The organism is Kitasatospora xanthocidica (assembly GCF_014656195.1).
Classification (GTDB): domain Bacteria; phylum Actinomycetota; class Actinomycetes; order Streptomycetales; family Streptomycetaceae; genus Kitasatospora; species Kitasatospora xanthocidica.
In genome coordinates, this window is sequence record NZ_BNBY01000001.1 from 60,818 (window position 1) to 86,928 (window position 26,111).

The 26,111-nt window shown below is 70.5% G+C and carries 13 protein-coding genes and 1 tRNA gene; 2 read left to right on the forward strand and 12 right to left on the reverse strand.

Annotated elements, in window-relative coordinates; genetic code table 11:
• Position 1: 1 nt before the first annotated feature.
• The 3 genes from IE332_RS00290 to IE332_RS00300 are packed head-to-tail and all read right to left on the reverse strand — an operon-like array spanning position 2 to position 9,548.
• Positions 2-5,569 carry a DEAD/DEAH box helicase family protein gene (locus IE332_RS00290; protein WP_189912995.1) on the reverse strand — a complete coding sequence of 1,856 codons (5,568 nt, stop codon included), beginning with the start codon at positions 5,567-5,569 and terminating at the stop codon, positions 2-4.
• On the reverse strand, positions 5,566-6,657 hold the full coding sequence (locus tag IE332_RS00295) for a hypothetical protein (RefSeq protein ID WP_189912996.1): 1,092 nt from the start codon (positions 6,655-6,657) through the stop codon (positions 5,566-5,568). The genes IE332_RS00290 and IE332_RS00295 overlap by 4 nt, the downstream gene beginning before the upstream one ends.
• A complete protein-coding gene (locus tag IE332_RS00300) occupies positions 6,654-9,548 on the reverse strand; it encodes a hypothetical protein (protein WP_189912997.1) in 2,895 nt (964 codons plus the stop codon). Before IE332_RS00300 ends, IE332_RS00295 begins: the two co-directional genes overlap by 4 nt.
• Before the next feature lie 577 nt (positions 9,549-10,125).
• Here IE332_RS00300 and IE332_RS41710 point away from each other — a divergent pair.
• Both IE332_RS41710 and IE332_RS00310 read left to right on the forward strand, forming a co-directional pair.
• Complete coding sequence (locus tag IE332_RS41710) at positions 10,126-10,347, forward strand: hypothetical protein (protein WP_268256519.1); 222 nt, start codon at positions 10,126-10,128, stop codon at positions 10,345-10,347.
• Positions 10,320-10,682, forward strand: coding sequence for a transposase (locus IE332_RS00310; protein ID WP_189912999.1), 363 nt, complete (start codon positions 10,320-10,322; stop codon positions 10,680-10,682). Before IE332_RS41710 ends, IE332_RS00310 begins: the two co-directional genes overlap by 28 nt.
• Before the next feature lie 385 nt (positions 10,683-11,067).
• Here IE332_RS00310 and IE332_RS00315 read toward each other — a convergent pair.
• The 9 genes from IE332_RS00315 to IE332_RS00355 form a co-directional block, all read right to left on the reverse strand.
• Positions 11,068-11,144: transfer RNA gene (locus tag IE332_RS00315), tRNA-Thr, on the reverse strand.
• 81 nt (positions 11,145-11,225) lie between these two features.
• Positions 11,226-11,873: a leucine efflux protein LeuE gene (leuE, locus tag IE332_RS00320; protein ID WP_189913000.1), complete on the reverse strand. Its 648-nt coding sequence runs from the start codon at positions 11,871-11,873 to the stop codon at positions 11,226-11,228.
• Positions 11,874-11,986: 113 nt separating this feature from the next.
• The gene (locus tag IE332_RS00325; RefSeq protein WP_189913001.1) at positions 11,987-13,663 is read right to left on the reverse strand and encodes an alpha/beta hydrolase; all 1,677 of its coding nucleotides are present in this window, start codon (positions 13,661-13,663) and stop codon (positions 11,987-11,989) included.
• 131 nt (positions 13,664-13,794) lie between these two features.
• On the reverse strand, positions 13,795-14,949 hold the full coding sequence (locus tag IE332_RS00330; RefSeq protein ID WP_189913002.1) for a hypothetical protein: 1,155 nt from the start codon (positions 14,947-14,949) through the stop codon (positions 13,795-13,797).
• 331 nt (positions 14,950-15,280) lie between these two features.
• The gene (locus IE332_RS00335) at positions 15,281-16,492 is read right to left on the reverse strand and encodes a DNA polymerase III subunit delta' (RefSeq protein ID WP_189913513.1); all 1,212 of its coding nucleotides are present in this window, start codon (positions 16,490-16,492) and stop codon (positions 15,281-15,283) included.
• Between the two features lie 258 nt (positions 16,493-16,750).
• The gene (gene tmk / locus IE332_RS41715) at positions 16,751-20,305 is read right to left on the reverse strand and encodes a dTMP kinase (RefSeq protein ID WP_189913003.1); all 3,555 of its coding nucleotides are present in this window, start codon (positions 20,303-20,305) and stop codon (positions 16,751-16,753) included.
• Positions 20,306-20,511: 206 nt separating this feature from the next.
• Entirely contained in the window at positions 20,512-23,370 is a 2,859-nt protein-coding gene (topA, locus tag IE332_RS00345) for a type I DNA topoisomerase (RefSeq protein ID WP_189913004.1), read from the reverse strand.
• A 438-nt stretch (positions 23,371-23,808) separates the two neighbouring features.
• Positions 23,809-24,285: a DUF3592 domain-containing protein gene (locus IE332_RS00350; RefSeq protein ID WP_189913005.1), complete on the reverse strand. Its 477-nt coding sequence runs from the start codon at positions 24,283-24,285 to the stop codon at positions 23,809-23,811.
• A 211-nt stretch (positions 24,286-24,496) separates the two neighbouring features.
• A complete protein-coding gene (locus IE332_RS00355; RefSeq protein ID WP_189913006.1) occupies positions 24,497-26,029 on the reverse strand; it encodes a DUF7059 domain-containing protein in 1,533 nt (510 codons plus the stop codon).
• Positions 26,030-26,111 lie beyond the last annotated feature (82 nt).

Here is a 26,111-nt window from a genome sequence, read left to right on the forward strand (position 1 = left end):
CCTAGGTCAAGGTCTGAAGCACCTGATTGCTGGCGAACGGGAGGTTGCGGGAGATGACCGTATCGTCGATCAGATAGACTGGCACGCTACCTGCCTCCTTCGCGCGACGCAGCTCGTCGGTGGGTGCCACGTCAGGGCATAGCGGGTCATGCACGCCGAAGATCCACTGCTGGTTGCCGCGCTGCACCAGGATGGGCGCGGTGATTGCTCCGACGCCCTCGATTTCGAGCTTGGCGCCACGCGTGAAGTGCGCGTCGCACCCTCGACTACTAAGGTCCTCGTAGAGGGTGTCGGCCGATCGCTCGAGCCGTTCGTCGTTCAGGGTGGGTGCTGTCCCGTGGATCAGGTACCGCAGAAGGCTGGCGCCGACATGACGGTCGAGGAGGCTGTGCTCAAAGCGATTCCGGAAGCTGCGCAGACACCTGTAGCAGGACTGGTCGCAGTTCTCCGGGCAGTCCTCAAGAAGTTTCAGCGTCTCCTCGAGGATCTCCACGCCGTAGTCGCTGACCCTTCGAGCGAAGCCAGCTCCGCCCGCAAGCGTGTCGTAGAGGTAAATCTCGGCTTCCAGCCCTTCGTTACCTAGGGCAGTCAGCGCCGGCCGGTACTCCGCCTGCAACTCCGTGGCTTCAATGCCGAGCTTTAGGGTCGCCGCGATCGTGAGCGCTTCAGCAACTGAGCGCAGTGCGATGTGCGTCGAGAGATTCGCTGGCCTCAGCGTGATCGGCGAGTCGACCCTCAAGCGCACCAAGAGCACGTCGGAAATGAAGTCGGTGCCCAACACCATCCCGCGGGTTGAGCCGGTGCCGGGGCATTCTGGTGCCTTCAGGTCGGGGAAGGGCTTCTTGTGGGTAGCGAGCAGCCTTCCCGTGGCCATAGCGGTCGGTTCGATGAGGCCGCAGCGGGTGCAGTACGTGTATCCCTCGTTGCGGGGGCCGGTGTTGGTGACCAGCAGAGTTTCTCTGCGGTACGTCTGTGCCACGCGTTCAGTGACTCGCTTCCAGGCGGTCTCCTCCGTCGGCCCAGGTGCCATGAGCTTGGCGCGCGTCGCGTAGCTGCGCGCCGGGGCGTCGTCCGGGCTCGTTCCCGGATCCTGGTCTGCCGGGTGCGCGAACCCGGGCGGTCGCATCCAGGTCTTGGCCTTGCCGAACTTACCCTCTGCGCCGCAGGCCGGACAGTGGCGCTCCTTTCCGCGCTCTGCCTCATCGAATGGGAAGTGCTTGGCGTAGTGACAGTCCTGGCATTCGAAGTAGAGCAGCCGTTCCTGCCATGCCTGATAGCGCTCCTTCTGGACCGGTGAGTAGATGGCCCCAGAGGTCCATTCCTTGTTGTCGATCCACACCACCTTGCCCGGCGCATACTGGCTGAGCGCCACCGTGAGACCCTGACTGGCAGCATATTGGAACTGGGTGTTGAACCGCATGGACGAGTTGACATCGAAGACGTGGAAGGCGACCACATCGGTCGGAAACGCGTAGCGCGGCAGGACGCCCTTGTACAGGAGACGGTCGAGCAGGTTCTTCTGGCTCCGTCGGGCGTTCGGCTCCTCCGAGTCGAGCTCTACCGGGGGTTCAACCTCCTCCTCAGAGTTCAGCAGCGGGTCTTCGACCGTATTCGCCTCCACGGGCGACCCGTCAAGGTCAAGCTCGAGAGCTCTGTCGATCTCGAAAAGCGTTCGCGTCACGATGGCTTGTAGGACTTCTGTACGGGCGTCTGCGCTCAGTTCGTCGGGAAGCCAGGCCGCGACCTCTTCGCGAAGCACGTTCTCCTTGCTCTTCAGCCACTCTTCCAGGTCCGTTCGGTTGAGCGGGGATGTCGTCCCTGTGAATGAGGTGACCCGCCCCAGAACTTCGAAGAGCTGAGGCTGGTCCTCGGGCTGGATTGCTGGCAGTCGATCTTGGTGGTAACGCTGCAGCAGATAGGCGATGACATGGCGCCGCACGATTTCTTCGTTGTCCATGGTCAACACCGGATCATCGACCTTGCCGCGGATCATCAGGTCTGGCTGGCGGAAGTAATGGTCGTCGTGCGTGTCAGCGCTGCCAAAGGCAAGCACTGTGGCGACAGCATTGCCACGGCGGCCGGCCCGGCCCGCTCGTTGCTGGTAGTTGGCACGAGACGGCGGCATGTTGCGCAAGGCCACACCGGTCAGGTTGCCGATGTCGATGCCAACCTCCATGGTGGTCGTGCAGGAAAGCACGTCAATGGCGGCGCGCGACTGCTCTCCCTGCGAGGATCGGCCGAGATCAACGTCCTGGAAGAGCAACTCGTGCTCCTCGGCCTTAGAGAAGACGGCGTCCGACTGCGCGGCGTTGAGCTGCGCCGTGTGCTCGGCGGCGATGATACTCATGGGCAGCTCAGGCGGGCTGCTGAGAGCCCGGACGGCACTGGCTCGATAGTAGCCCTTCCGGGCCTGGAAGACCGGATCGGTATCGGGGTCCAGGGTGCGGACTCGATCGGCGCCACAACTACCGCACTTGCAACTGCCAGGAAGTGGCCGCTGCGTGAAGCGACACCGCTCGCAGTAGCCCCACTGCCCACCGAGTTCCAAAGCCAAATTCGAGGCCAGCATGCGGTAGTTACCGCTACCTACCGATTCGCAGAAGGCTGTGAGCAGTGTGGGCAGCCAACCCTCCCTGAACGTCTTCCTTGCGGCGTTCGATTCGAGCAAGCGGTCGACGGACTTGAACCTTCCCGCGTGTGGCTGGACGCCGCCCTTCTGCTTCCACCAATCCCCGTCAGTCATCGACGTGAACCAGATGCCAGGGCCGCTCCAAGCAGCCAGCCACAACCGGACAAAAGCCAGCTTGGCTTCGGCACCCTCTGCGACGCCGCCGATATCCGGCAACTTCGCGAGCAACTCGTCCGTGAGGTTCGCCCGCTCACGGATCGAGGCCAACCCAAGCGATGACAACCCGTAGTACTTGTCCGTGAGCGTTGCATACATAGCGCGCAACAGCGACTGCGGCGGCTGGGCGGTGGTGAAGAGCGCACCCATTTCAGCGAGGTTGCCTGTGAGCGCGCCCTTGTCGATTGCCCGTGCGACCGTGCCCATCACCTGGAGCGACTCTGTCGGGCGCAGTTCTGGACGCAGCCGCACTGACAGCACATGTGATCCGGCCATAACCGCCACATACAGCCTGTCCAGAGCGAGAATCGGCCCCAGAACTTGGTGATTAGCGAGCTCCCGCCACCCCCGCAGGATCACCGGCCGCATGACATCGCGCAGCGAGTAGGTCTGTAGGTTGGGCGCAAGTCGCGCGGCAACCTGCCGGGAGTCGGAGAATGCGAGCACCTTGCGCCCGCGCAACGGGGCGAAGTCGCTGTACGGTTGCGCGCCAGGCGGTTGTACCTCGACTTGACGAGTCACCAACGCCTGGAAGGGCTGATCACCCTTCGTCTGGTGATCCTGTACCGATGATCGACCGAAGCCAGCGAGTCGCCCGCACACGCCGCAGGGCTTGAACTCGCCGTTCGCCTCACCCTCTTCGCCATCATCATCACTTCCGACGGACTCTCCCCCACGGAGCCGAGGGATGAAGATGCTGCGCGTGCGTGGCCCGAGCTTCCCTGGTGGATTGAGTCGACCGGTGATGAGATCAAGGTCCGCGGGCTCCACGTTAGCCGCGTCATGCGACGGGGCCTCCAGCAGTAGATCGAGCGCTTGGAGTTCGGGGATGGAACCAGTGGAGGAATAGAAATCCGCACCTGGCTCGTGCCAGAGATGGGATGGTTCAAGTACATCGTCCGTATAGGCTCGCGCATAAGCGGAGCCGCAGTGCCGGCAGGTATACAACTCGAAGACACGGGCTCCGCATCCGCATGTGGCCTGCGGCTGGGCGTAGAGCCTGCCGACCGGACCAGGCTCCGAGCTCGCCTCCCGGTCGACCTCTGAACATTCGGGGTCAAGACAGGCCCACAATCCTGCCAGCCCTCGGAAGAACGCGTGCACTCGGCACGGCAGCAGCCCGGCGTCATCCGTTGACCGGCGGGCGGCGCTTCCGAGCGCTACCAGCGTTGAGGCCGCTCTATCGGCAAGCTCCTTCTCCGCAGCGGGAAAGATGCTGGCACCCAGTTCATCGAGCGGATGAGCCCTTTGCATCGTCTGGTTGACGAGCAGATTCATCGGCGCGAAGTCGACTAGGGCCTCGTGGAGCAGTTGACCCGCGCTGACTCCGGGCGCCTTCTCAGTGACCTCCCGGTAGTCCAGCAACCCGCGGACCGCGTCAATGCGGCCAGCGTCTGACTCCGCCTCGTAGAACGTGTGCATCGGTACGGCAGCAAGGACCTCTGCGTCCTGGATGGTCCCGGTGGTGGCGGGTTCCCGCAGGGCAAGCCGTCCTTCCACCGTCTTGAAGTCGTCTGGAGACTTGCCACTCAACTGCGCAGCAAACAGGCGCGCGTACTCCGCGCTGGCAAAGCTCGCGCTTGTGCAGATCACCTGCAGCCGATCGGGCGTGATCCCAAGCCTTGCACGGAGTCGCCGGAGCAGGAGCGCTACCTCGGCGCCAGCCGCTCCGCGGTAGAGGTGGGCCTCGTCTACGACCAGGAGGAACCTCTCGTCCGGGTTGTTCTCCAACCATGCCCGGGTCGCATCGAAGACCGGCCGCTCGAGCGGACGCATGAGCATGTACTCAAGCATCGAGTAGTTCGTGATGAGCACGTCTGGCGGCGTGTCCAGCACTTCATGGCGCGTCAGGAGCTCGGGGTCCTCAGGCCGGAGGACCGCACGAATGAACTCGCCCTTCCTGTTCTTCCAGCGGGAGCCGCGCTCTCCGTACCAGGCTTTCAGGTCCGGTTTGGCCGGCCACTTTCCACGCGACTGCAGTTTCTCAATGAGAGCGGTGGCTTCGCTATGTCCTTGCGCCGCGGGGTTGGACGCCCGGTCGATGAGGTCGATGTAGAAGTCCTCAATCGACCGCAGCCGCTCTTGATCCTTCTCGACTCGCCGAACACCGGGATACAGGGTGCGGCTCGTGTAGCGGGCGAAGCGTGCTGGACGTCCGGCCCATGCGGTGAACTGCGCAGTGACTCGCGGGTCGCCGAGCAGCAGCCGAAGACGTCCCAGTTGGTCGTTCACCAGCGCGTTCATCGGATAGAGAATCAGGGCCCGTACGGAGGGTGCTGCGAATGACTCAGGCTTGTGTGCAGCCTCCGTTGCGAGCTTCGCCAGCATCGGTTCGAGGAACGTCTCCGTCTTTCCGGAACCTGTGCCGGTCGTCACAGCCAGACTGAAGCCATCTCGAGTCGTCCACTCCAGGGCCTCCGCCTGGTGGGTGTACGGCGGGTCGTAGAGGAGTGGCTGGTGAGCACCGACACGTGCACTCAGGGCACCAAGGAGCGTCTTGGCTGCTGCATCGAGTTCGAGATCACCGAAGCCTCGGCCAGTCTGGTAGCGGGGAGTGCTCTCGATGAACGGCGCGCGGAAGAGCACGCCCTCCCGCTTCAGCAACTCGCGACGCTGCTCGATCACGGTGGGGTGTCCCACGTGGTACGTGGCCTCGATGTAGTCCCGAAGAGCCGCCTGAATGCTGGCGATAGTCTCTGCGATCGTGGGTGCTTCCGTGGTCACGCCACTCCTCCCTCATCGTTGACGTGCATCCACAGCATGTCAGTGAAGAACTCCGTTAGTTCGCCGATCGCCCAGAGCGGAACGCGATAGGTGATCAGCGCATCCCTGGCTCGGGGGACAGGCACGGCCACGAGTTCCAGGTACCGCTGCGCCCACCCAGGCACGGGGCCGAACAGATCGAGAGGGTGACTCCCTGGAACTCCGCCGGCAGGCCGGATGCGCACAAGTTGCGGCTCTCCCCGGGCGGCGTCGATCGCTGCCTGAAGCCGCCACGCCTCGTCGCACGCTGAGCCAGCAGGATCGTCAGTCGGCAGATCGATGAGGGCTAGGGGCCGGCCATTATCCATGCGAACGAAAGACCACAAGTCAGCGCCATATGCTTGCGGGCGACGAGCAACGTAGTCTCCGGAGTCACCGTCGGAGGGAAGCCGCCAGCGGGCCCGATAGTGGAGGACTGACGACTCAGGGTCGAGGAGCTTCAGATCGCTCACAAGACCTGATTGTGCTGCCCTGTCCAGGCGCTGACGCATCCCGCCGACGACACTGGTAGCGCTGGCCACACTCGGTTGCCTGCACCAGTCGTGAATGCTGATCTCATGGAGTCCGGCCGCATGTAACCAGGCCGGCCCCATCGTGGCATCGAGTTCGATGGACCGCACATGGCCCTCGTGGCTCACGCACGCGCCGACAGACTCGTCCAGGAGCGGAAGGCCGTCGGGCCGCACACCCAGCAAGAGGTAGCGCCCGGGTGCCTGCGTCACATACGAAGGCGGAGCGAGATAGAGCTTCCTACTTCCACGGTCCATCCGGTTCGGGAGTTCGACTAGGTCGCCGATTGCCACCAGCAGATCCAACTGGGTCGCTAGCTGGCCACGAGTGGCCGAGGAGGAGACGTCGAGCGGACCCAGCACCTCCATCACCGCGTCGACGAGTTCACGCGGTGTCGCCGGGCACAGGAACGAAGCCGCTCGGCGCAATGACGAGCAGATCGCTTCGGGTGCACTCAGATCGATCACCGTCTCGTCCAAGCCGAGCGTGTGGACGGTACGGCTGGCGACCTCATGGCGGCTGAGCGCGTTAACACTCATCGGCGGTCCCCGGAAGCCGGCTGGTCCGATGCATCCCGGAGGGCTTCAGTCCCCAACACCGCGAACCTTCCTGCCCGGATGAGGGCGGGGGAAATAAGCACACACCTCAGGAGCCGGTCCCTTTCGGGCTCTGCCCAAGTCGCGACCGCCCCCGGCTTGCTCGCGAGCGCCAGAAGGAAGTCCGCTACAGCATGAGGATCACCCATGCCGCTGAACGTCACGAGGACTTCAATGGCGTCAGCCAATCCGTCACTCAGGGCATCCGGTGAATCCACCCACTGCCAAAGATGACGAGCGATCCGCTTGGCTGCGGCACGTTGTTTGAAGCTCTCCCCTACGAGATTCTCCATTTCATCGAGCAACTCGATCTGCCGGTGCGCACCTGCTTTCTTGCGCTTGCGCTCGAGGTTCGCCCACCGGTGCCCGGCGATGACGGACACAAGCGCCATAGTGACCGCCTCGAGGACTTGCGCCTGCTGGTGACGAGCGAACAGGTCAGCCGGGAGATCGGCATCGAGCCACCGGCGGTGCCCTTCGATGAGCCGCTGGACCTCATGGAGCGTGTCACCCGAAGATCGCGGCATGGCTGGGTCGGTGTGGCGCAGTAGGTTTGGCTCGGGTGGCAGGATGATCGCTGCTGCCAGTTTGCCGGAGGTCGCTTGGAGGAGTCCGCCTGTAGCTGGCACAGCGATGGGCCCACGAGGATCCCACTCCTTGCCGACCAGCGGGTCCTCCACCGAGAACATATGCACCTGAGTGTCGTCGCTCCCTGTCCGGTCTACCAGCCGAGCATCGTGTTGCCCGCTGTGCCGCTTGGCGAGCACCCAGCGGAGCGGGTCGAAGCCGCGTTCGCATACCAGGGATGCGAATCCAACTCCGTTCCGAAATACCGACACCTCACATGACTCGGCCTCTTCGAACGCGCTGAGCATCTTCTTCTTGCGCAAGACCTGCTCCGTCAGCCTCTCCCATGCTCCATCACTGAAGGGCACCGAGATGCCGTAGAGCTGCCTTTCCAGATCCGAACCATCACCGCCGCGAAGAGTGATCGATAGTTCGGCCCTTGTCTCCAGCGGACCGTCAATCGAGAGACTCGCCCTGCCATCCCACAGTTCAGCCATCTTTGGGCGCGCCGGTGTGGTGAACAGCCGGATCGCAGTACCTTCCGTCGCGGCTTCGCGGCTGCTGTGCGGGTCACGGATCGTAATCGCCAGGGAGCCGCTGAAGCGGGGCCGATCCGTCTCTGGAGTGAGCAGCGCAACGTTCACATCGTGCGTGCCCACTGTGAGGTTCTCCAGAGCAAAGAACAGCTCCGGTTCGCCTTCCGGGAACTCCAGCACGAAGGGGAGGCCGCGGTCTACGGTCACGGCACACTTGTCCGCGGCGTGCGCAGACTTGACGGCCAGCATGGCCGGCTCCCCGGCAAGCCACTCGACGGCACCGTCTCCGTCCCAGGATCCTGGCACCAGTCCGACCGGTCGAATCGAGACGTCGGACGTCACTGTTAGCCCGACAACTTTAAGTTGCTCGACTTCCGCCGCGCCGATGATCTCCGGGACCTTGCACTCGAAGACATGGACGCCTTCCATCGGGGTCATGGTCGGCACGATCCAGGGCAACGACGGCGGGCTACTGCCGGCTCGTCCAACCAGGCAGTACTCCTTGCCGGGTCGGACGAACTTGCCCTTTACCTCGATGGCTTCCCTGGCTGATCGTCTCGCGAACAGCCACCACGGCCCCGGATCGATGGAGCAGTGCTCGGCGATCAGCTCATTGACGGCATCCGATCCGCGCTCCAGTGCGATGGCTGGAGCGCCGGGTCGGGGCCAGGTTGGCAGCAGCACTTTGCCGGGCCACAGCAGCCGCCCGCGCGCAAGCGGGCGAGGAATGCCTTCGACCCGTGGACGCAGACTCCGAAGCTCCTGATCGACTTGTGGGTTGCTTGCTTGCAGCGGCGTGAGGTCGGGCAGTTCGAGATACGGCCGCCAGCCACCATTTTGGTTGCGCAGGAACAGCCTTGGGTTGCTTACAGCCGGGACGCGGCGCCTTCGCTGGAGAGCCGCGGAACCGGCTCCTGTCGGAAGGAAGCCGCTCGAGCGGATCACATTGGCGGAGTGCCTGGCGCGCGACAGCCAACTACGGGATACCTGTTCATCACTCAGGCCGGCGACCAGGCGAACGAGTGTCGACCGTACCAGGTATGGAGACTCGTCCTCGTCGCCCGAGAGCAGTGCAACTGCGACCTGGCCCAGGAGGCTCTGATTGCCGCAGAGGATGCGGAAGCGCTCGCTGTATCCGCCCGTGCGCGACGCCAGACATGCACCCAGCGCGTCAGGATCAGCCAGCAACTCAGCAGTCAGTACTCCTCGCGAATCGAACAGGAGCTGGGCCATCTGTCGTTGAAGGTCCGCAGGCATCACGGCATGTGTGATCGGCCACGCAATGATGGTGAAGTTCGAGGCGAAGCCGCCTGTCGGCTCCGCCCCTCCGTAGGCGTCTGCAAACCGTCTGAACCACTGCCTAATGCGTTTCCGGTTGGCTGGGACGTTCCAATCGGGCCCGCCCTCCCACCCCGGCGCCCGCTGTGCCCAGAGGGGCCAGAACTCGCCCCCGACGTAGTCGTAGCCGATCTCGGCGGCAAACACCACGAAGGGCAACCACCATGTGCGATAGCGCGCGTCGAGTCCGTCAGCGACGGCCCCCCGCACTGCGGCCAGGAGCAGTTCGAGTTCCTCACCGACGAGGTCGTGCTCCAACGCGTAGACGGGAGCTGGCGGCCGCAGGGCCTGGCGACGCTCGTGGAGCATCCGAAAGTGGTGATCGAGTTGCAGGTGTAGGTGTTTGAGCACCTCCACCGACCCGCCGCGTGCTATCCCCTCCACGCTCGACACCACCTCCTCCCCTGTCACGTCTAGTGAGGTGTCGTTAGACAAGGATAGTGACGCTCGGAGGATAGATCGCCACTTACCGTAGATCGCGACGTCGTAGTCCGTTGAGTACGTGGCCGCTGGTCGCACCGCTCCGTACTGATCGCCAGGCCCCCCTGGACCTCGCGCAGGTTGGGAGACACCTTCTTCCAGTCCAGGTGGGCGACGTATCCCTCCGGCCGGTCGTCGCGGCCGACGCGCGCCAGCGACTGAGGAACGTAGGTGTTGGTGCGGCGTAGTGCCGGCAGGACTGCGAAGCTGCGACCTCATCGTCGACTGGTAGTACTGCCGAGCCGCGCTGGCGTGCTCCTGGATCACCTCCAGAAACGCTTCGACGGTCGCAGCCGCGCCGGGCGCCACGGGGACGAAGAAATCGAGCTGATCAGCGAGTGCTCGTGCCGATTCGGTGTCGCGCACATCGATAACGTCCCGTGGCGTGGTGCGGGCGATCACAGCTAGGGCATAAGCCGGGGACGTGTGCCCAGTCCGGCTTGTGATCGGCGACCACCACGCAGGGCTGGTCAAGGCCGTCCGGAGGGTCATGCTCGGGGCCGTTCACGAGCGCCGCGGGGTTCACTTCCTGCGCAACATCTTCAGCGTGATGAGCAAGGAAGCCGGACAGATGGTCGCGGCGACGATCCCCACGATCTGTGCCCAGCTCACCGCGGACGCTATCCGAGCCCAGTCGATACGGTCGCCGGCATGCTCGGCACACAGTTCCCGAAAGTCTAGGCGATGCTGCTGGCAGCAAAGGACGACCTGAGGGCCTTCACAGCCTTCCTGGAGCGACACTGGAAGAAGATCCAGTCAACCAACCCGCTGGAGCGGATCAACCGCGAGGTCAAGCGCCGCGCCGACGTCGTCCAAGTCCTCTGGAACGACGAAGCGCTCCCGCGGCTGGTCGCCGCCGTGCTCTTCGAACTGCACGACGAGTGGCGTTCCCCTGTCGCTACCTACCCGAGGGAACCATGGACCAGTTCTTCCCCCGCCGAGTTCCCCGAAAGCGCTCCCCGCGCTACCCCCACACGACGCCGGGTTGATCGGCCACACCACTTCCCTGGACGCAACCGTGCCTCCCGACTGACAGCGACGCCTTAAAACGTTGGCTCGGCAGCGACCAACCTCCAACCATGCCCATCCCGGGCCGCATGCAGCCCTGCGCATCAAGGCAACCGCTTGTCGGATGCCAACAACAGCGACAGTCAACGACGCCTCACTAAAACGCTGTCCGCGCCTCGTATCAGCACCCACACTGCACAGATGGCCGCACCTTGGCCTCACCTAATCCCTGATGGCGTGTCGGATCCGACGCGCAATTTTGCAAAACTGCAGGTCAGAGCCCGAGTGCAGCCCAAGACTACTGAGAGTCGGCAAGCCGCGACCGACGCACTGCATGCGTAGCCTCACAGCGTCCAACTCGAGGCATTCCATGGTCCACGCAGACGAAAAACCCCAGGTCAGAGGCCTGACCTGGGGTTTACCTTGGAGCCGCCTGCGGGATTCGAACCCGCGACCTACGCATTACGAGTGCGTTGCTCTGGCCAACTGAGCTAAGGCGGCACCGTTGTCACCTGTGGTGGCAACGCGGGTTAGTTTACACAGGTTCGACGGTGATCCGTACTCGGATACCCGGTGGGTGGGTCAGGCGGAGGAGACGGCGAGCTTGGCGGCGAAGCCGGCGAAGAGGAGGGCTACGCCGCTGGTGAGGGTGGCGGAGAGGCGCTTGCGGCGGCGGAAGGCGGTGGCGAGGGTGGTGCCCGCGAAGATCAGCAGGGAGAGGTAGAGCAGGCTGAAGGTCTGCAGGATGCCGCCGAGGAGGGCGAAGGACAGGGCGGGCTGCCCGTAGGAGGGGTCGACGAACTGGGTGAAGAAGGAGAGCAGGAAGAGGATGGCCTTGGGGTTGAGGAGGCTGATCACCAGGGCGCGGCGGAAGGGGTTCTCGGCGGACTCGGGGGCCTCGTCGGTGGCGGGGGCCGCGGCCCGGCGTTCGAGCCAGAGCTGGCGGGCGGCGCGGAGCATGCCGTAGCCGATCCAGAGCAGGTAGGCGGCGCCGCCGAACTTGACCACGGCGAAGACTGCGGGGTTGGCCTTCAGCAGGGAGGCGGCGCCGAGCGAGGTGAGGCTGATCAGGGTGAAGTCCCCGACGAAGACGCCGGCGGCGGCCCGGTAGCCGGTCCGGATGCCCTTGCGGGCCGCGACGGAGAGTACGTACAGGGAGTTGGGGCCGGGCAGCAGGACGATGACGAGGGCGCCGAGGACGTAGGTCGCCAGGTCGTTGACTCCGAGCACGATGCGCTCCGGTGCGGGGAAGGGGGCAGGGGGGCGCTCATCGTAACGTCGTACAGACGGTCGATTGAAGCGAGAACTACCGGCCGAAGGCCCCCGCCCGCCCGGCCCCCGCGCTACCGGTCGCAGCGCTTGCCCTGCTCCGGGGCCTCCCCCGTCAGCAGGTAGTGGTTCACCGCGCCGTCCACGCAGGCGCTGTGCCGGCCGTACGCGGTGTGGCCGTCCCCGTCGAAGGTGAGCAGCCGGCCGGACTCCAGCTGTCCGGCCAGGGACCGGGCCCAGGCGTACGGGGTGGCCGGGTCGCGGGTGGTGCCGACCACGACGATCGGGGCGGCGCCGGCCGCCCGGACGGTGTGTGCCGCCCCGGTGGCCCGCACCGGCCAGTAGGCGCAGGTCAGCGCCATCCAGGCCATGTCGCGCCCGAAGTGCGGCGAGACCCGCTCGAAGTCCGGCACCGCCCGCTGGACGTCCTCCGGCCCGTGGAAGGGGGCGGGCAGGTCGAGGCAGTTCACCGCCGTGTTGGCGAACATCAGGTTGGGGTACGTGCCGTCCGCCTCGCGCCCGTAGTAGGCGTCGGAGAGCTTCAGCAGTCCGGTGCCGTCGCCGGCCTTGGCGTCGGAGAGCGCGGTGCGCAGCTTGGGCCAGAGGAAGTCGGCGTACATGGCCTCGATGACGCCGGTGGTCGCCTGGGACTCGGTGAGCCGGCGCCCGTTGTCGCCGGTGGGCAGCGAGGCGGTCTGGACGGCCGCGAACAGGGCGGTGAGCTGCTCGCCGACCTGCTGCTCGGTCCGGCCGAGCGGGCAGTCCTCGCGCTTGGCGCAGTCCTTGGCGAAGGCGGCCCAGGCGGTCTCGAAGCCGCCGGCCTGGGTGCGGTTGCCGGTGACCGAGTCGAGCGCCGGGTCCATCGCGCCGTCCAGCACCAGTCGGCCGACCCGGTTCGGGAAGAGCCCGGCGTAGGTGGCGCCGAGGAAGGTGCCGTAGGACTTGCCGACGAAGTTCAGCCGCTCGTCGCCCAGCAGGGCGCGCAGCACGTCCATGTCGCGGGCGGCCTCGACGGTGCTGAGGTGGCCGAGCGCGGCCCCGGCCTGCTTCCGGCAGCCCTCGGCGAACTCCTTGTCGGCGGCGATCAGCGCGTCGATCCCGCGCTGGTCGCCGGGGGTCAGGTCGACGGCGGTGTAGGCGTCCATCCGGTCTCCGCTCAGGCAGGTGACCGGGTTGCTGCGGCCGACCCCGCGCGGGTCCAGGCCGACCAGGTCGTACTGGGCGCGCACCCCGCGGTCGTACGTCCGGGCGGCGGACTCCAGGTACTCGATCGCCGAGCCGCCGGGACCGCCCGGGTTGAGCAGCAGCGAGCCGAGCCGCGGCTCGTGGGAGCCGGCACCGGCACCGGCGCTGGCCACATCGGTCGCGGCGGATTCGGCGGAACCGGCGGGCTCCGCAGCCGCGCGGGCGGCCGCCAGCGTGACGTCGCCGTCGCCCGGGTGGTCGTAGTCCAGCGGCACCCGGAACGTCGTGCACTCGAACCCCCCGTCGCACGGCTGCCAGGCCGGCCGCTGCGCGTAGTACGGCGCGAGCGCGGCCGGGACGGCAGCGGGCAGCGGCTCCAGCGGGGTGACCCCCGGTGCGGCGGCCGCGGCCACGGGCGCGGCGGTGCCGGCCGAATCGGACGAGGCCGCCCCCGGCTCGCCGGACGGGCCCGCACCGCACCCGCCCGCCAGCAGCCCGACGACCAGTGCCGCGGCGGACACCCGCACCGCGGCGGCCGGCACCCGCACCCGTCCGAAGGTCCTCATCCGGTTGCTCTCCTCGAAGGTCGGAAGGAACGAAGACAGGAAGACAGAAGGAAGAGGAAGCGGCGGGAACGCCGCTGCCCGGTACCCGCACCTCGGGGCACCGGGCAGCGTAGCGCCCGCTCGGCCGGCGCTCAGGACGCCTTGGCCAGCGCCTCGGCCAGGAACTGCGCCGCCTGCCGGACCAGCCGCAGCCGCTCCCGGTCGGGGGTGAAGTCCTGCACGTTGTCCGAGATCCGCACCTCGGCCTTGGCCGCCGGGCCCGGGCCCGCCTTCAACGAGGCCTGGAGCTTGCGGGCCGCGTCCAGCCCGGCGGCGTCGGCCTTGGCGGCGGCCAGCAGCAGCTTGGCCGCGCTCCCGGTCGGGGCCTCGGCGCCGGTCTGGGTGAGCGCGGCGGCGTCGTACCGGCCGGAGACCGCCGCGGCCGCGCCGTACAGGTCGGGGCGGGCCAGCCCGGCGGCGGCCGCGCACGGCGCGCCGCCGTCGACGCCGAGGGTGCCCCAGGAGGCCGGGCCCGGCGGCAGGGTGCGGAAGGAGGCCGCGATGGTGGTGCGCAGCGTCGCGTCGTCGGCGACGGCGGCCGGGGCGGCGGCGACCAGCTCGCAGGGGTGCGCGGTGCCGTTCGGCGCCTCGGGGGCGACCAGGATGAACGGACGGGTCTTGCCGCTCTGCAGCGCCGAGCCGATGCCCTCGAAGACGTCCGGGACCTCGGCGTCGGCGGTCTTGCTCGGCGCGGCCGCGTGCATCACCACGACCGGGAAGCGCGTGTTGGGCTCCTTGGCGTACTGCGGGGGGAGCCAGACCCTGACGTTGCGCGGGCGCCCGTCGGGGCCCAGCACGGCGGACTGCAGCAGCTCGCCGCCGCCCGGACGGCCGACGCTGTCGAAGCGGCTCACCACGGCGGGGGGCGTGGTGGCGGCAGCGGCGGCCGGCTCGGCGGCCACCGGCGGCGCCGCCTGCTGACGGGCCGCCGCGCCGGCCGCAGGCCCCCCGGCCGCCCCTCCGCCCGGACCCGCCGCGTCCACGGCCGGCTCCGCCCGCTCCGGCCGCTGGTCGCCGTGGCCGAGACCGCCGAAGGCCCCGAGGGCGGTGAGCAGCGTCAACCCGCTGACGCACACCCCGCAGACCATCGCCCCGGCCGCCCGCAGCAGCATCGGCCACCGGTCCCCGGCCAGCTCGTAGGTCTCGGCGGCACGCAGGTCGCGCCAGCGCTGGAGGGCACCGCGGGCCAGCCAGATCCCGCCGAGGGCGGCGGCCAGTAGGGGGATGACGAGGAGCGAACGAACCATGCGACGCACCGCCTCGGAGAGAGGGCCGGCGCCGGACCGGACCCGGCGCGTACGGGAGGCGACCGGCCCGGCACCGGGCGCAGTCGGCCCCCAGCGTGCACAACCGGCGGACCGTCACACGCGGGTGTGCCCGGCGCGTATCGCTCGTTCACTCGAAGGTGGGACAGCGCACCGGCTCCGGGAGGCGTACGGCCGTCGGCCGGTGGAGCGCGTCCGGCGCCGGGGGAGGTGACGGACGAGTGACGGACGAGGTGACGGACGAGGTGGGGTCGTCAGATCACCCGAAGGCCCGCCGCGCGCCTCGACGCGGCACCCGCCCCCGGAGGCCTGCTCAGCCCGCGCGCAGCGCCACCGTCATCGCCTCGACCGCGAGCAGCGGGTCCACGTTGCGGTCCAGCGCCCGGCGGCAGGCCAGCACCGCCTCGATCCGGCGCAGCGTGCCCTCCGCGGGACCGGCCTGGGCGACCCGGTTCAGTGCCTGCCGCTGGTCCTCGTTGGCGAGCGCGCCGGTGGAGCCGAGCTGGATCGCGAGCACGTCCCGGTAGAAGCCGAGCAGGTCGAGCAGGGCGACGCCGAGGGTCTCCCGGCGGGTGCGGGTGGCGCGGCTCTTCTGCCGCTTCTCCAGCTCCTTGACCGCCCCGGCCATGCCGCGCGGCGCCTTGCTGCCCTCGGCGGCGCCGTAGGCGGCCTTGAGGTCGTCGGTCTCCTTGGCGTCCTGGGTCTCGGCGAGCGCCTCGGCATCGGCCTTGGCGGTGTCGACCAGGCGCTGGGCGGCGGCCAGGCAGCCGCCGATGTCGCCGACCTCCAGCGGGATCCGCAGCACCTCCGTCCGGCGGGTGCGGGCCTGCTCGTCGACGGCGAGGCGGCGCGAGCGTTCGATGTCGCCCTGTCCGGCGAGCGCGGCGAGCCGGGCCGTCTCCGGGTCGACGCCGTCGCGGCGGACCAGGGTGTCGGCGACCGCCTCGGCGGCGGGGGTGCGCAGCACCAGCAGCCGGCAGCGGGAGCGGATGGTCGGCAGCACGTCCTGGACGGAGGGGGCACAGAGCAGCCAGACGGTGCGCGGAGAAGGCTCCTCCACGCCCTTGAGCAGCGCGTTCGCGGCGGCCTCGGTGAGCCGGTGGGCGGCGTCCACCAGGATCACCGACCAGCGGCCGCCGGTCGGGTAGCTGGAGGCGCGCAGCACCAGTTCGCGCATGTCGCCGACGCCGATGGACAGGCCGTCCGTACGGACGTACTTCACGTCGGCGTGGCTGCCCGCCAGCACGGTGTGGCAGCCGTCGCAGAACCCGCAGCCGGGCGTGCCGCCGAGCGCGAGATCGGGGCTGGTGCACTGGAGGGCGGCGGCGAAGGAACGCGCGGCGGTGACCTGACCGGCACCGGGCGGGCCGGTGAACAGCCAGGCGTGTGTCATCAGGGAGGCGTTCGTGCCCTCGGCCGGCGCGGCCCCGCGACCGGCCTCGACCGCCGCCCCGGCCGCCCGGGCCGCGGCGGTCAGCTGCTCGACCACCCGCTCCTGGCCCACCAGGTCGTCCCAGACGGCCACTGCTGCTCCCAAGCTCCGTACGGCAGCGCCCGAGGCGCCTCTTCCCCGCCGTCGAGCATACGTCTCCGCCACGACACCCACTGCTCCGTCCGGGCCACGGCGGACGGGGAGCGGGAACGGCGGGGCGGGGCGTACGGCGGGGCGGCGGGACGTACGGCAGGAGGTGGACGGCGGGTGGGCAGCGGAGTCGTGGAGCCCCCGGGAACGCGGCGGCGCCGCCGGGGACCCGCCCCGACGGCGCCGCGAGACCGTGTCAGGTCAGCTCCGGCGGCCCCAGCGACGGCCCTTGCCCTTGCCGTCGTCCTTGCCGTCGTCCCTGCCGCCGCCCTCGCCCTGAGCGGCGTCGCCGCCGTGGCGCGGGTCGGTGCCGCTCCGCGGGCCGCCGTGCTCCCAGCGCGACCACTCGTCGTGCGACCCGAGCAGGGTGTCGGTGAGGCTCGGCAGATCGTCCATCGGCGTCTCCTCGGCCCACTCCGGCCGGGGCCGCTCGGCGCCCGACGGCTGCTGGGCCGCCGGCTGCGCCGCCGGGGCCTGCGGCGGCATCGGCGCCTGCGGCCGGCCCTGGCCCTGGCCCTGCGGCCGGGGCTGCGCGGCCGGCGCCCCACCGACCACCGGCAGCTCCCGCGTGCTGTCCACCGGGCGACCCGGCTCGACCCGCGGCAGCACCTCGGTCCGGTCGGCCTCCGCCGGGACCTTCGGCAGCACGGCCGTCGCGTCCACCGCCGAGGCGGGGACCACCGGCAGCTTGGCGGTCGCGTCGACCGCCCCGGCGGCTCCGGCCGCCTTGCGGGCCTCCGCGGCCTCCGCCGCCCGGACCGCGGCCTGCCGGTCCCGCAGCGACAGCTCGCGCGTCCGCTCGTCCCCGACCCCGTCCTCGAACCCGCCCGCGGAACCCCGCGGCGCGTCCTGGACGACCGAGTCCCGCGGCGCGTCCTGGACCGGCGCGTCCTGAACCGACGGGCTCTGCCCCGGGGCACCCTTCGGCGTCTCCCGGACCACCCGAAGTTCCGTGGTCACGTCCCCGGCCACCGGACCCGCCGGCGGACCAGCCGGCGGACCAGCCGCCGACCCGGCCACCGGACCGGCAGGCCGCCCGGCCGCCCGGTCCTCCGCCGTCTCGGCGGCCGCGGCCGCGGCGGCGAGCGCGGCGGCCTGCGTCAGCCGGGCCTCCTCGGCCCGCTGGAGCGCCTCCTCCGCCCGGCGGCGCTGCTCCTCGCGGGCGAGCTCCCGCTGCCGCTGCAGCTCCGCCTGGGCGGCCGCCTCGTCGGCGATCCGCTGGCGTTCGGCGGCCTCGGCGGCCAGCCGTGCCTCCTCGGCGGCGCGCAGCTTGGCCTCCTCCTCGGCGCGGCGCGCGGCCGCTTCCTCGGCCCGGCGGCGGGCTTCCTCCTCGGCCTTGCGGCGGGCCTCGGCGGCGGCCCGCTCGGCCTCCTCCTTGGCCAGCCGCTCCTTCTCCGCCTGCTCGGCGCGCAGCTGGGCCAGCACTTCCTGCCGCTTGCGCTCGGCGGCCTCCTCCTCGGCCTTCTTGCGGGCCTCCTCGGCGGCGCGGCGCTCGGCCTCCTCGCGGGCGAGGCGCTCCTGCTCGGCGCGGGCGGCCTTCTCCTGCTCGGAGAGCGGCAGCTCGCGGTCGAGCCGGTGCCGGATGGCGGTGGTGACGAAGCCGGGGGCCTGGCTGCCGTCGACGACCAGGTAGCGCGCCGGGTCTGCGGCCGCGAGGGCGAGGAAGCCGGCCCGGACCCGCTGGTGGAACTCGGTCGGCTCGGACTCCAGCCGGTCCAGCGCCTCGGTGAAGCGCTCCCGGGCCCGGGTCGGGTCGACGTCCAGGACGACGGTCAGGTCGGGCAGCAGCCCGCCGGTGGCCCAGCGGGAGATCCGGGCGACCTCGGTCGCGGCCAGGTCGCGCCCGGCGCCCTGGTAGGCGATGGAGGAGTCCATGTACCGGTCGGTGATCACCACGGCGCCACGGGCGAGGGCCGGCCGGATGACGTTCTCGACGTGCTCGGCCCGGTCGGCGGCGTAGATCAGCGCTTCGGCGCGGTGCGACAGGCCGGTGTTGCCGACGTCCAGGACGAGGCCGCGCAGCCGCTGGCCGACCGGGCTGCCGCCGGGCTCGCGGGTGAGCACGACCTCGTGCCCCTTGCCGCGGATCCACTCGGCGAGCGCCTGGGCCTGGGTGGACTTGCCGGCGCCGTCGCCGCCCTCCAGGGCGATGAAGAAGCCGGTGCCCGCGCCCCGGTGCGGGACGGGGCCGGCGGCGCCGCGCACCGCGTCCACCAGGTCCCGGCCGAACGGCACGGTGCCGCGCCGGTCGTCGGTGCGCAGCAGCACGACGGCGGCCAGCACCAGCGTGAGCAGCCCAGCGGTGGCGACGGCCAGGGCGGCGCCGCCGTGGATGAAGGTGAAGGAGCCGGGCTCGACGGTGCCGTAGTCGACGTCCCCGTAGGCGGCGGCGATCAGCGGGACGGCGATCAGCGCGGCGGCGACCACGGTCCGCAGCACCGCGTACAGGTGCTCGGTGACCTTCGGCAGCCGGGCCTCCTCGACCTCCTGGGCGAGCAGGGTGCGGCCGGCCGAGACGACGATCCCGGCGGCCAGGGCGGCCAGCACGGTGAGCAGCAGGACGAGCACGAAGTCCAGCACCAGCCCGGCCAGGATCAGCGCGACGCCCTGGGTGAGCAGGGCCAGCGCGAGCAGCCGGCGGCGGGAGAGCGAGGGCAGGACGGCCCGGGTGAGCCGGGCGCCGAGGGCGGGCGCGCCGGCGGCGGCGAGCACCACCAGGCCGTAGCCGATCGGTCCGGCCCGGTGCTCTGCCGCGGTCAGCAGTGCGAGCGCGGCGACGCCCGCCATCGAGGCGAAGCCGGCCGCGACGGCGAAGGTGAAGTACGGGGCGCCGCCGGTGCGGCCCTTGCTCAGCGCGGGACCGGGGACGGCGTCGGTCGGGGCCCGCAGGCCCCGCAGCGGGGAGACCGGGGCGACGGAGACCGGGCCGCCGGGCAGCTGCTGGAGGTAGCCGCGGGTCGCGGCGGCGGCGAACAGCCCGGCCGCACCGAGGGCGGCGAAGGTCAGCTGGTGGGCCCGGAGCCAGTCCGAGCCGGCCGCCGCGCCGATGTTGTTGAGCAGGGTGAAGCCGACCAGACCGACGGCCGCCAGCGGCACGGTGACCCACTCGGCGAAGCGGTCGATGACCCGGACGGTCTCCAGGTTGGCGGCGGCGGGCCGCTGCTCGGCGGCCGGCGCGTACGGGTCGGCCGGCGGCAGCAGGCCGGGTACGGCGGCGGCCTTGGCGGTCTCCCGGACCCGCTCGGCGGCACCGGCGACGAACACGGTGGCGAGCAGGACGTAGGTGGCGGCCCCGGAGGGCTTGGAGCCGGAGCCCAGCCAGACGCTCCACCAGGGGGCGAGGCCGATCAGCAGGACGCGCAGCGCGTCCGCGCCGACCAGTGTCCAGCGCCGGTCGAGCGTGCCCGCGACCAGCCGGTGCACCGGACCGAGCAGCGCCACGCCGACCAGGCCGGTGGCGGCCACCCGGACGGCGAGGACCGCGGCGAGGGCGAAGGCGAGGCTGCGCGGCAGGTCACCGAACTGGTGGCCCTGGGCGGCGGCGATCACGGTGAGCGCGAGCAGCACCAGCAGGCCGAGCCGGTCGGCGGTGCCGCCGATCAGCTGGGTGGTCCACAGACGCCGGTAGGCCCGGGTCCGCAGCAGCGCCCGGGCCCGCTCCACCGGAGTCCCGGCGGGCGCGACCTCGGGCAGGTCTGGCGTTGCGGCCCTGGCGGCCGGGGCGGCACTGGGGGTGGGCTGCTCCTCGCTCGTCATACGGTCAGCGTAGCGGTCGGGGCTTGGCCGGATTGTGGCGAACGGGCTTCCGGATCCCGCTCATCACCGGGTTGTGACGTTCCCCGCACACATCCCCACGCGAAGCCCGGCCCGCATCCCCGCGCCGAGCCGGCCACCCTCACCCGGACGCACCGCGGGCCCGCGCCCCCGGGTGGGGGTGCGGGCCCGCTGCCGCCGTCGGAGGATCAGCCCTCGTCGGTGGCCGTGGTCTTGCTCGCGGCGGTCTTCTTGGCCGCCGTCTTCTTCGCCGCCGCCGTCTTGGTGGTGGTGGTCTTCTTGGCGGCGGTCTTCTTCGCGGCCGCCGTCTTCGTGGTGGTGGTGGTGGTCTTCTTGGCCGCCGTCTTCTTCGCCGGGGCCTTCTTCGCCACCTTCTTCACCGGCCCGCGGGCCCGCTTCTCGGCGAGCAGCTCGTAGCCGCGCTCCGGCGTGATGGTCTCGACCTCGTCGTCCTTGCGGAGCGTGGCGTTGGTCTCGCCGTCGGTCACGTACGGGCCGAAGCGGCCGTCCTTGACCACCACCGGGCGCTCGCTGACCGGGTCGTTGCCCAGCTCCTTGAGCGGCGGGGCGGCGGCGGCCCGGCCGCGCTGCTTGGGCTGGGCGTAGATCGCCAGCGCCTCGTCGAGGGTGATCGTGAAGAGCTGGTCCTCGCTGGTGAGCGAGCGGGAGTCGGTGCCGCGCTTGAGGTACGGGCCGTAGCGGCCGTTCTGCGCGGTGATCTCGGCGCCCTCGGCGTCGGTGCCGACCACGCGCGGCAGCGAGAGCAGCCGCAGCGCGTCCTCCAGGGTGACGGTGTCCAGCGACATCGTCTTGAACAGCGAGGCGGTGCGCGGCTTGACCGCGTTCTTGCCGGTCTTGGGCGTGCCCTCGGGCAGGATCTCGGTCACGTACGGGCCGTAGCGGCCGTCCTTGGCGACCAGCATGTTGCCGCTGACCGGGTCCGGGCCGAGCTCGAAGTCGCCGCTGGGCTTGGCCAGCAGCTCCTCGGCCAGCTCGATGGTGAGCTCGTCCGGCGGCAGCTCGTCCGGGATGTCGGCGCGCTGGCCGGGCTCGCCCTCGACGGTGGAGGCGCGCTCGACGTACGGACCGTAGCGGCCGACCCGCAGGGTGAGGTCGTCGCTGATCCGGAACGAGCTGATCTCCCGGGCGTCGATCGCGCCGAGGTCGGTGACCAGTTCCTTCAGGCCGCCCAGGTGGTCGCCGTCGCCGTTGCCGGCCTCGGCGGCCGCGCCGGCCGGGCCCTCGCCCTCGCCGAAGTAGAAGCGCTTGAGCCACGGCACGGACTGCGCCTCACCGGCGGCGATCCGGTCGAGGTCGTCCTCCATCCGCGCGGTGAAGTCGTAGTCGACCAGTCGGCCGAAGTGCTTCTCCAGCAGGTTGACCACGGCGAAGGAGAGGAAGGACGGGACGAGCGCCGTCCCCTTCTTGAACACGTACCGGCGCTGGATGATCGTGTCGATGATCGACGCGTAGGTGGAGGGGCGGCCGATCTCCCGGTCCTCCAGCTCCTTGACCAGCGAGGCCTCGGTGTAGCGGGCCGGCGGCTTGGTCGCGTGGCCCTCCGGGGTGATCCGCTCGGCGCCCAGCGGGTCGCCCTGGGCGACCTGCGGCAGCCGGCGCTCGCGGTCGTCGAGCTCGGCGTTCGGGTCGTCGGCGCCCTCGACGTAGGCCTTGAGGAAGCCGTGGAAGGTGATGATCTTGCCGGAGGCGGAGAACTCGACGTCCCGGCCGTCGGCGGAGGTGCCGGCCACCCGGACGGTGACGGACTGGCCGACCGCGTCCTTCATCTGGGAGGCGACGGTGCGCATCCAGATCAGCTCGTACAGCCGGAAGTCGTCACCGGTCAGGCCGGTCTCGGCGGGGGTGCGGAAGCGGTCGCCGGAGGGGCGGACGGCCTCGTGCGCCTCCTGCGCGTTCTTGACCTTGCTGGCGTAGGTGCGCGGGGCGTCCGGCAGGTAGTCGGCACCGTACAGCTGGGTGACCTGGGCGCGGGCGGCGGAGACCGCGGTGTCCGACAGCGTGGTGGAGTCGGTACGCATATAGGTGATGAAGCCGTTCTCGTACAGCTTCTGGGCCACCTGCATGGTCCGCTTGGCGCCGAAGCCCAGCTTGCGGCTGGCCTCCTGCTGGAGCGTGGTGGTGCGGAACGGCGCGTACGGCGAGCGGCGGTAGGGCTTGGACTCGACGCTGCGGACGCTGAACGCGGTCTGCTCCAGGGCGGCGGCCAGTTGCCGGGCGGCCTGCTCGTCCAGGTGCAGGGTGTTGGCGCTGCCGGCCTTCAGCCGCCCGTCGGAGCCGAAGTCACGGCCGCTGGCGATCCGCTTGCCGTCGACGGCGGCGAGCCGGGCGCCGAAGGTCTCCGGGTTGGCGGCGTCGGCCGCGGTGCGACCGGTGCCGAAGGTGCCGACCAGGTCCCAGTACGAGGCGGTGCGGAAGGCGATCCGCTCGCGCTCGCGCTCGACCACCAGCCGGGTGGCGACGGACTGCACGCGGCCCGCCGACAGCTTCGGCATGACCTTCTTCCACAGCACCGGCGAGACCTCGAAGCCGTAGAGGCGGTCGAGGATGCGGCGGGTCTCCTGGGCGTCGACCAGGCGCTGGTTGAGCTCGCGCGGGTTGGCCACGGCCTCCTGGATCGCCGACTTGGTGATCTCGTGGAACACCATCCGGTGCACCGGCACCTTGGGCTTGAGCACCTGCTGCAGGTGCCACGCGATGGCCTCGCCCTCGCGGTCCTCATCGGTGGCGAGGAAGAGCTCGTCGGACTCCGCGAGCAGCGACTTCAACTTGCTGACCTGGGACTTCTTGTCCGCGTTGACCACGTAGATGGGCGCGAAGTCGTGATCGACGTCCACTCCGAGGCGGCGCACCTCGCCGGTGTACTTGTCCGGCACCTCGGCCGCGGTGCTCGGGAGGTCGCGGATGTGCCCGACGCTCGCCTCGACGATGTAGCCGGGGCCCAGGTAGCCCTTGATCGTCTTCGCCTTGGCCGGCGACTCGACAATGACGAGTCGCTGTCCGTGCGCGGTCTCGCTGCTCGGGGACACCTTCGCTCTTCTCTCCCGGTCCTTATGTGGCTGGTCGGCGCTGGCAGCACGGGCTGCGCTCCGCCCGACCCCTCCACCGTCCCGGGGTCGCCGCTGCACGACACCCCACCAGCGGAGTGTGACCGTACCCCGGCCACCCTTGTCAAACGGAAGGATCCCGCTTTTTCACTTGCCGGGCTCACCGACGCCACTCGAACGGTAACCCGATGACGGAGGTTCGCGCCCCGTGGAGGGGGGCCTTGAGCGGCCTTCGGCAGGTTCCGGAGGATGGAATGACGGATTTCAAGATCTGTCAACGGAAAATCGCCGGACGGACGGGATCCCGCCGAATCGCGACCCGAACCCAGCCGGATCCCGTTCGGTTCCCAGTCGGACCACGGCCCGACCACGGCCGGAGCACGGCCCGGCCCGGGACGGGCTGCCCGACGGGCGGACCGCTCAGCCGCCGACCGCGGCCAGGAGCCCGGCGCCCGCCGCCAGACAGGCCACCCCGAGGGCGCTCCACAGCAGGTCGGCGACGGCCACCCGGCTGATCTCGCCCGGCGCCAGCACCACCCGGCCGGGGTCCCGCGGGTCGTAACAGATCCGTACGGACGCCCCGGGGGCGAAGCGGTCCGGACGGCGCAGCGGGGTGTGGCCGCGCGGACGGGCCAGCACCAGCCCGGCGATCCCGCACCCACCCGGGCCACCGGGTCCGCCGGGTCCTCCGACCGAGGGCGGTACCGAGAAGGAGAGCAGCGGCGCGCTGTCCAGCTGACCGTGCACGTTCTCCTCGGCGAGCACGGTGGCCACCGCCGGCACCCCCCGGCGGCGCACCCGGAGGCGAAGGCGCACTTCGGCGGCGCACCAGAGCAGCAGCACGCCACCGAAGAGGGCGAGCACCAGCCCGCCGACCGTCGCGGTCGTCGTGTCCACCCCTGCCCCCGGCTCCCCAGCTCTGTCCACAGCCTGTGGACAGAGCCTCACAGCGGAGGGCCAACGGGGGGCAGCCGTTCGGCGGCCACCGGACGAACCAGGGGATACGGGCGGGTGAACCGGCACCGGTACGGCACCGGCACCGGCACGGCACGGCGGCCGGAACGGCGGTCGGCGCGGGGCGGTCCGGCAGGGTTCGGGGACCCGCGCGTCAGCGGACCGGGTCGATGAACCCCTGCTCGGTCAGCAGCCGCAACGACTCCGGCACCCGGTCCCGCAGGACCACCCGGTCCTCGCCGAGCAGCTGCGCGATGGCGTCCACGATCTCGCCCGCCGACAGCGTCCCGTCGCAGACGCCGACGAAGCCGGCGCCCACCGTGTCCACCTTGGTGGCCCGCCGCATGCCGCGGTTGTGACGAAGGATCACGTGCTCCGGATCCTCCGCGCCGGGCGCGCCCACCTGCTCCTGGACCACCTCGTCGGCCAGCACGTACCGGGCCGCGAGCAGGCCAGCGTCGTCGTGCGAGCGGAGGAAGTCCTGCCGGCCGAACCAGGCCTCGATGTGCGGGCCGAGCGGCTGCTCCACCGGGTGCGGCCACTCCTCGACCCGGACGGTCGGACGCGCGGCGCCGCTCGCCCGCAGGGTGATCCACCCCATGCCGATGCCCTCGACCCGGCCCGCCTCGAAGGCGTCCAGCCACTCGCCGTAACGGGCCTGGTAGTCGCCGCCGGGGCCGCGGTGGTCGCCGCCGTCGCGCAGCCACAACTCGGCGTACTGGGCCACGTCCTGGACCTCGCGCTGGACGACCCAGGCGTCCAGGCCGGTGCCCGCGACCCAGCCGGCCAGCCGCTCGTGCCAGTCCTCGCCCTTGACGTGCTGCCAGTTGGCGAGCAACTGGCAGTAGCCGCCGGGCTCCAGGTGGTCGGCGGCCGAGCGGACCAGGCTGCGGCACAGGTCGTCACCGGCCATGCCGCCGTCGCGGTAGGTGAACCGGCCGGCCGGTGAGATCACGAACGGCGGGTTGGAGACGATCAGGTCGAACTTCCGCTCCCCGACCGGCTCGAAGAGGCTGCCGGAGAGCACCTCGGTCCGGTCGAAACCGGACAGCGCCAGGGTCAGCTCGGTGAAGCGCAGCGCCCGCGGGTTGAGGTCGGTGGCGGTGACGGTGCCGGCGTGCCGGGCCGCGTGCAGCGCCTGCACGCCGGAGCCCGCGCCGAGGTCCAGCGCGGCCCGGACCGGGCGGCGCACGGTGATGTTGGCCAGCGTGGTGGAGGCGCCGCCGACGCCCAGCACCAGGTCCTTGCGGCTCACCCCCTGCGCCGTCTCGCCGGAGCCGATGCCGCCCGCGCCGCCCACCGCACAGCCCAGGTCGGAGACCACCCAGGCGTCCGAACTGGGCATCCCGGCCACCTCGTTGGCGTACGGCCGGACGTCGACCGTGGCGCGCACCAGGTCCCCGTCGGGGCGCAGCCAGCCGTCCGCCAGGCAGTCCTCCACCGGCAGTGCGGCCGCGGCCGCCTGGTACGGCACCGGCTGCTGCAGCAGGAACAGCCGCACGAGCGTCTCCAGCGGGCTGCCGCCGCGGGTCGCGCGCAGGGCCGGCACCGCCTCGCTGCGGGCCAGCGCCGAATAGCCGGAGGGCCCGAGCAGGTCCAGGCACCCGTCGGCGGTGAACGAGGCGGCGAACAGCGCCTCGCGCAGCTTGGCGAGGCGGGTCGGGTCGAGAACGGGGCTACTGATCACCCCGCCATTGTCCCCCGCCGCACCCCCGCCGCCCGTCTCCGGGCCGGGCGGCCCCGCGCCTCACCGCGGTCACCGGCCGGGT

What these genes read in the sequence shown, in the direction of transcription:
- IE332_RS00295 (WP_189912996.1), bottom strand. Translation starts at nt 6,657, where the DNA reads ATGAGTGTTAACGCGCTCAGCCGCCATGAGGTCGCCAGCCGTACCGTC.
- IE332_RS41710 (WP_268256519.1), top strand. Translation starts at nt 10,126, where the DNA reads ATGCTCGGGGCCGTTCACGAGCGCCGCGGGGTTCACTTCCTGCGCAAC.
- IE332_RS00310 (WP_189912999.1), top strand. Translation starts at nt 10,320, where the DNA reads ATGCTGCTGGCAGCAAAGGACGACCTGAGGGCCTTCACAGCCTTCCTG.
- IE332_RS00325 (WP_189913001.1), bottom strand. Translation starts at nt 13,663, where the DNA reads ATGAGGACCTTCGGACGGGTGCGGGTGCCGGCCGCCGCGGTGCGGGTG.
- IE332_RS00330 (WP_189913002.1), bottom strand. Translation starts at nt 14,949, where the DNA reads ATGGTTCGTTCGCTCCTCGTCATCCCCCTACTGGCCGCCGCCCTCGGC.
- tmk (WP_189913003.1), bottom strand. Translation starts at nt 20,305, where the DNA reads ATGACGAGCGAGGAGCAGCCCACCCCCAGTGCCGCCCCGGCCGCCAGG.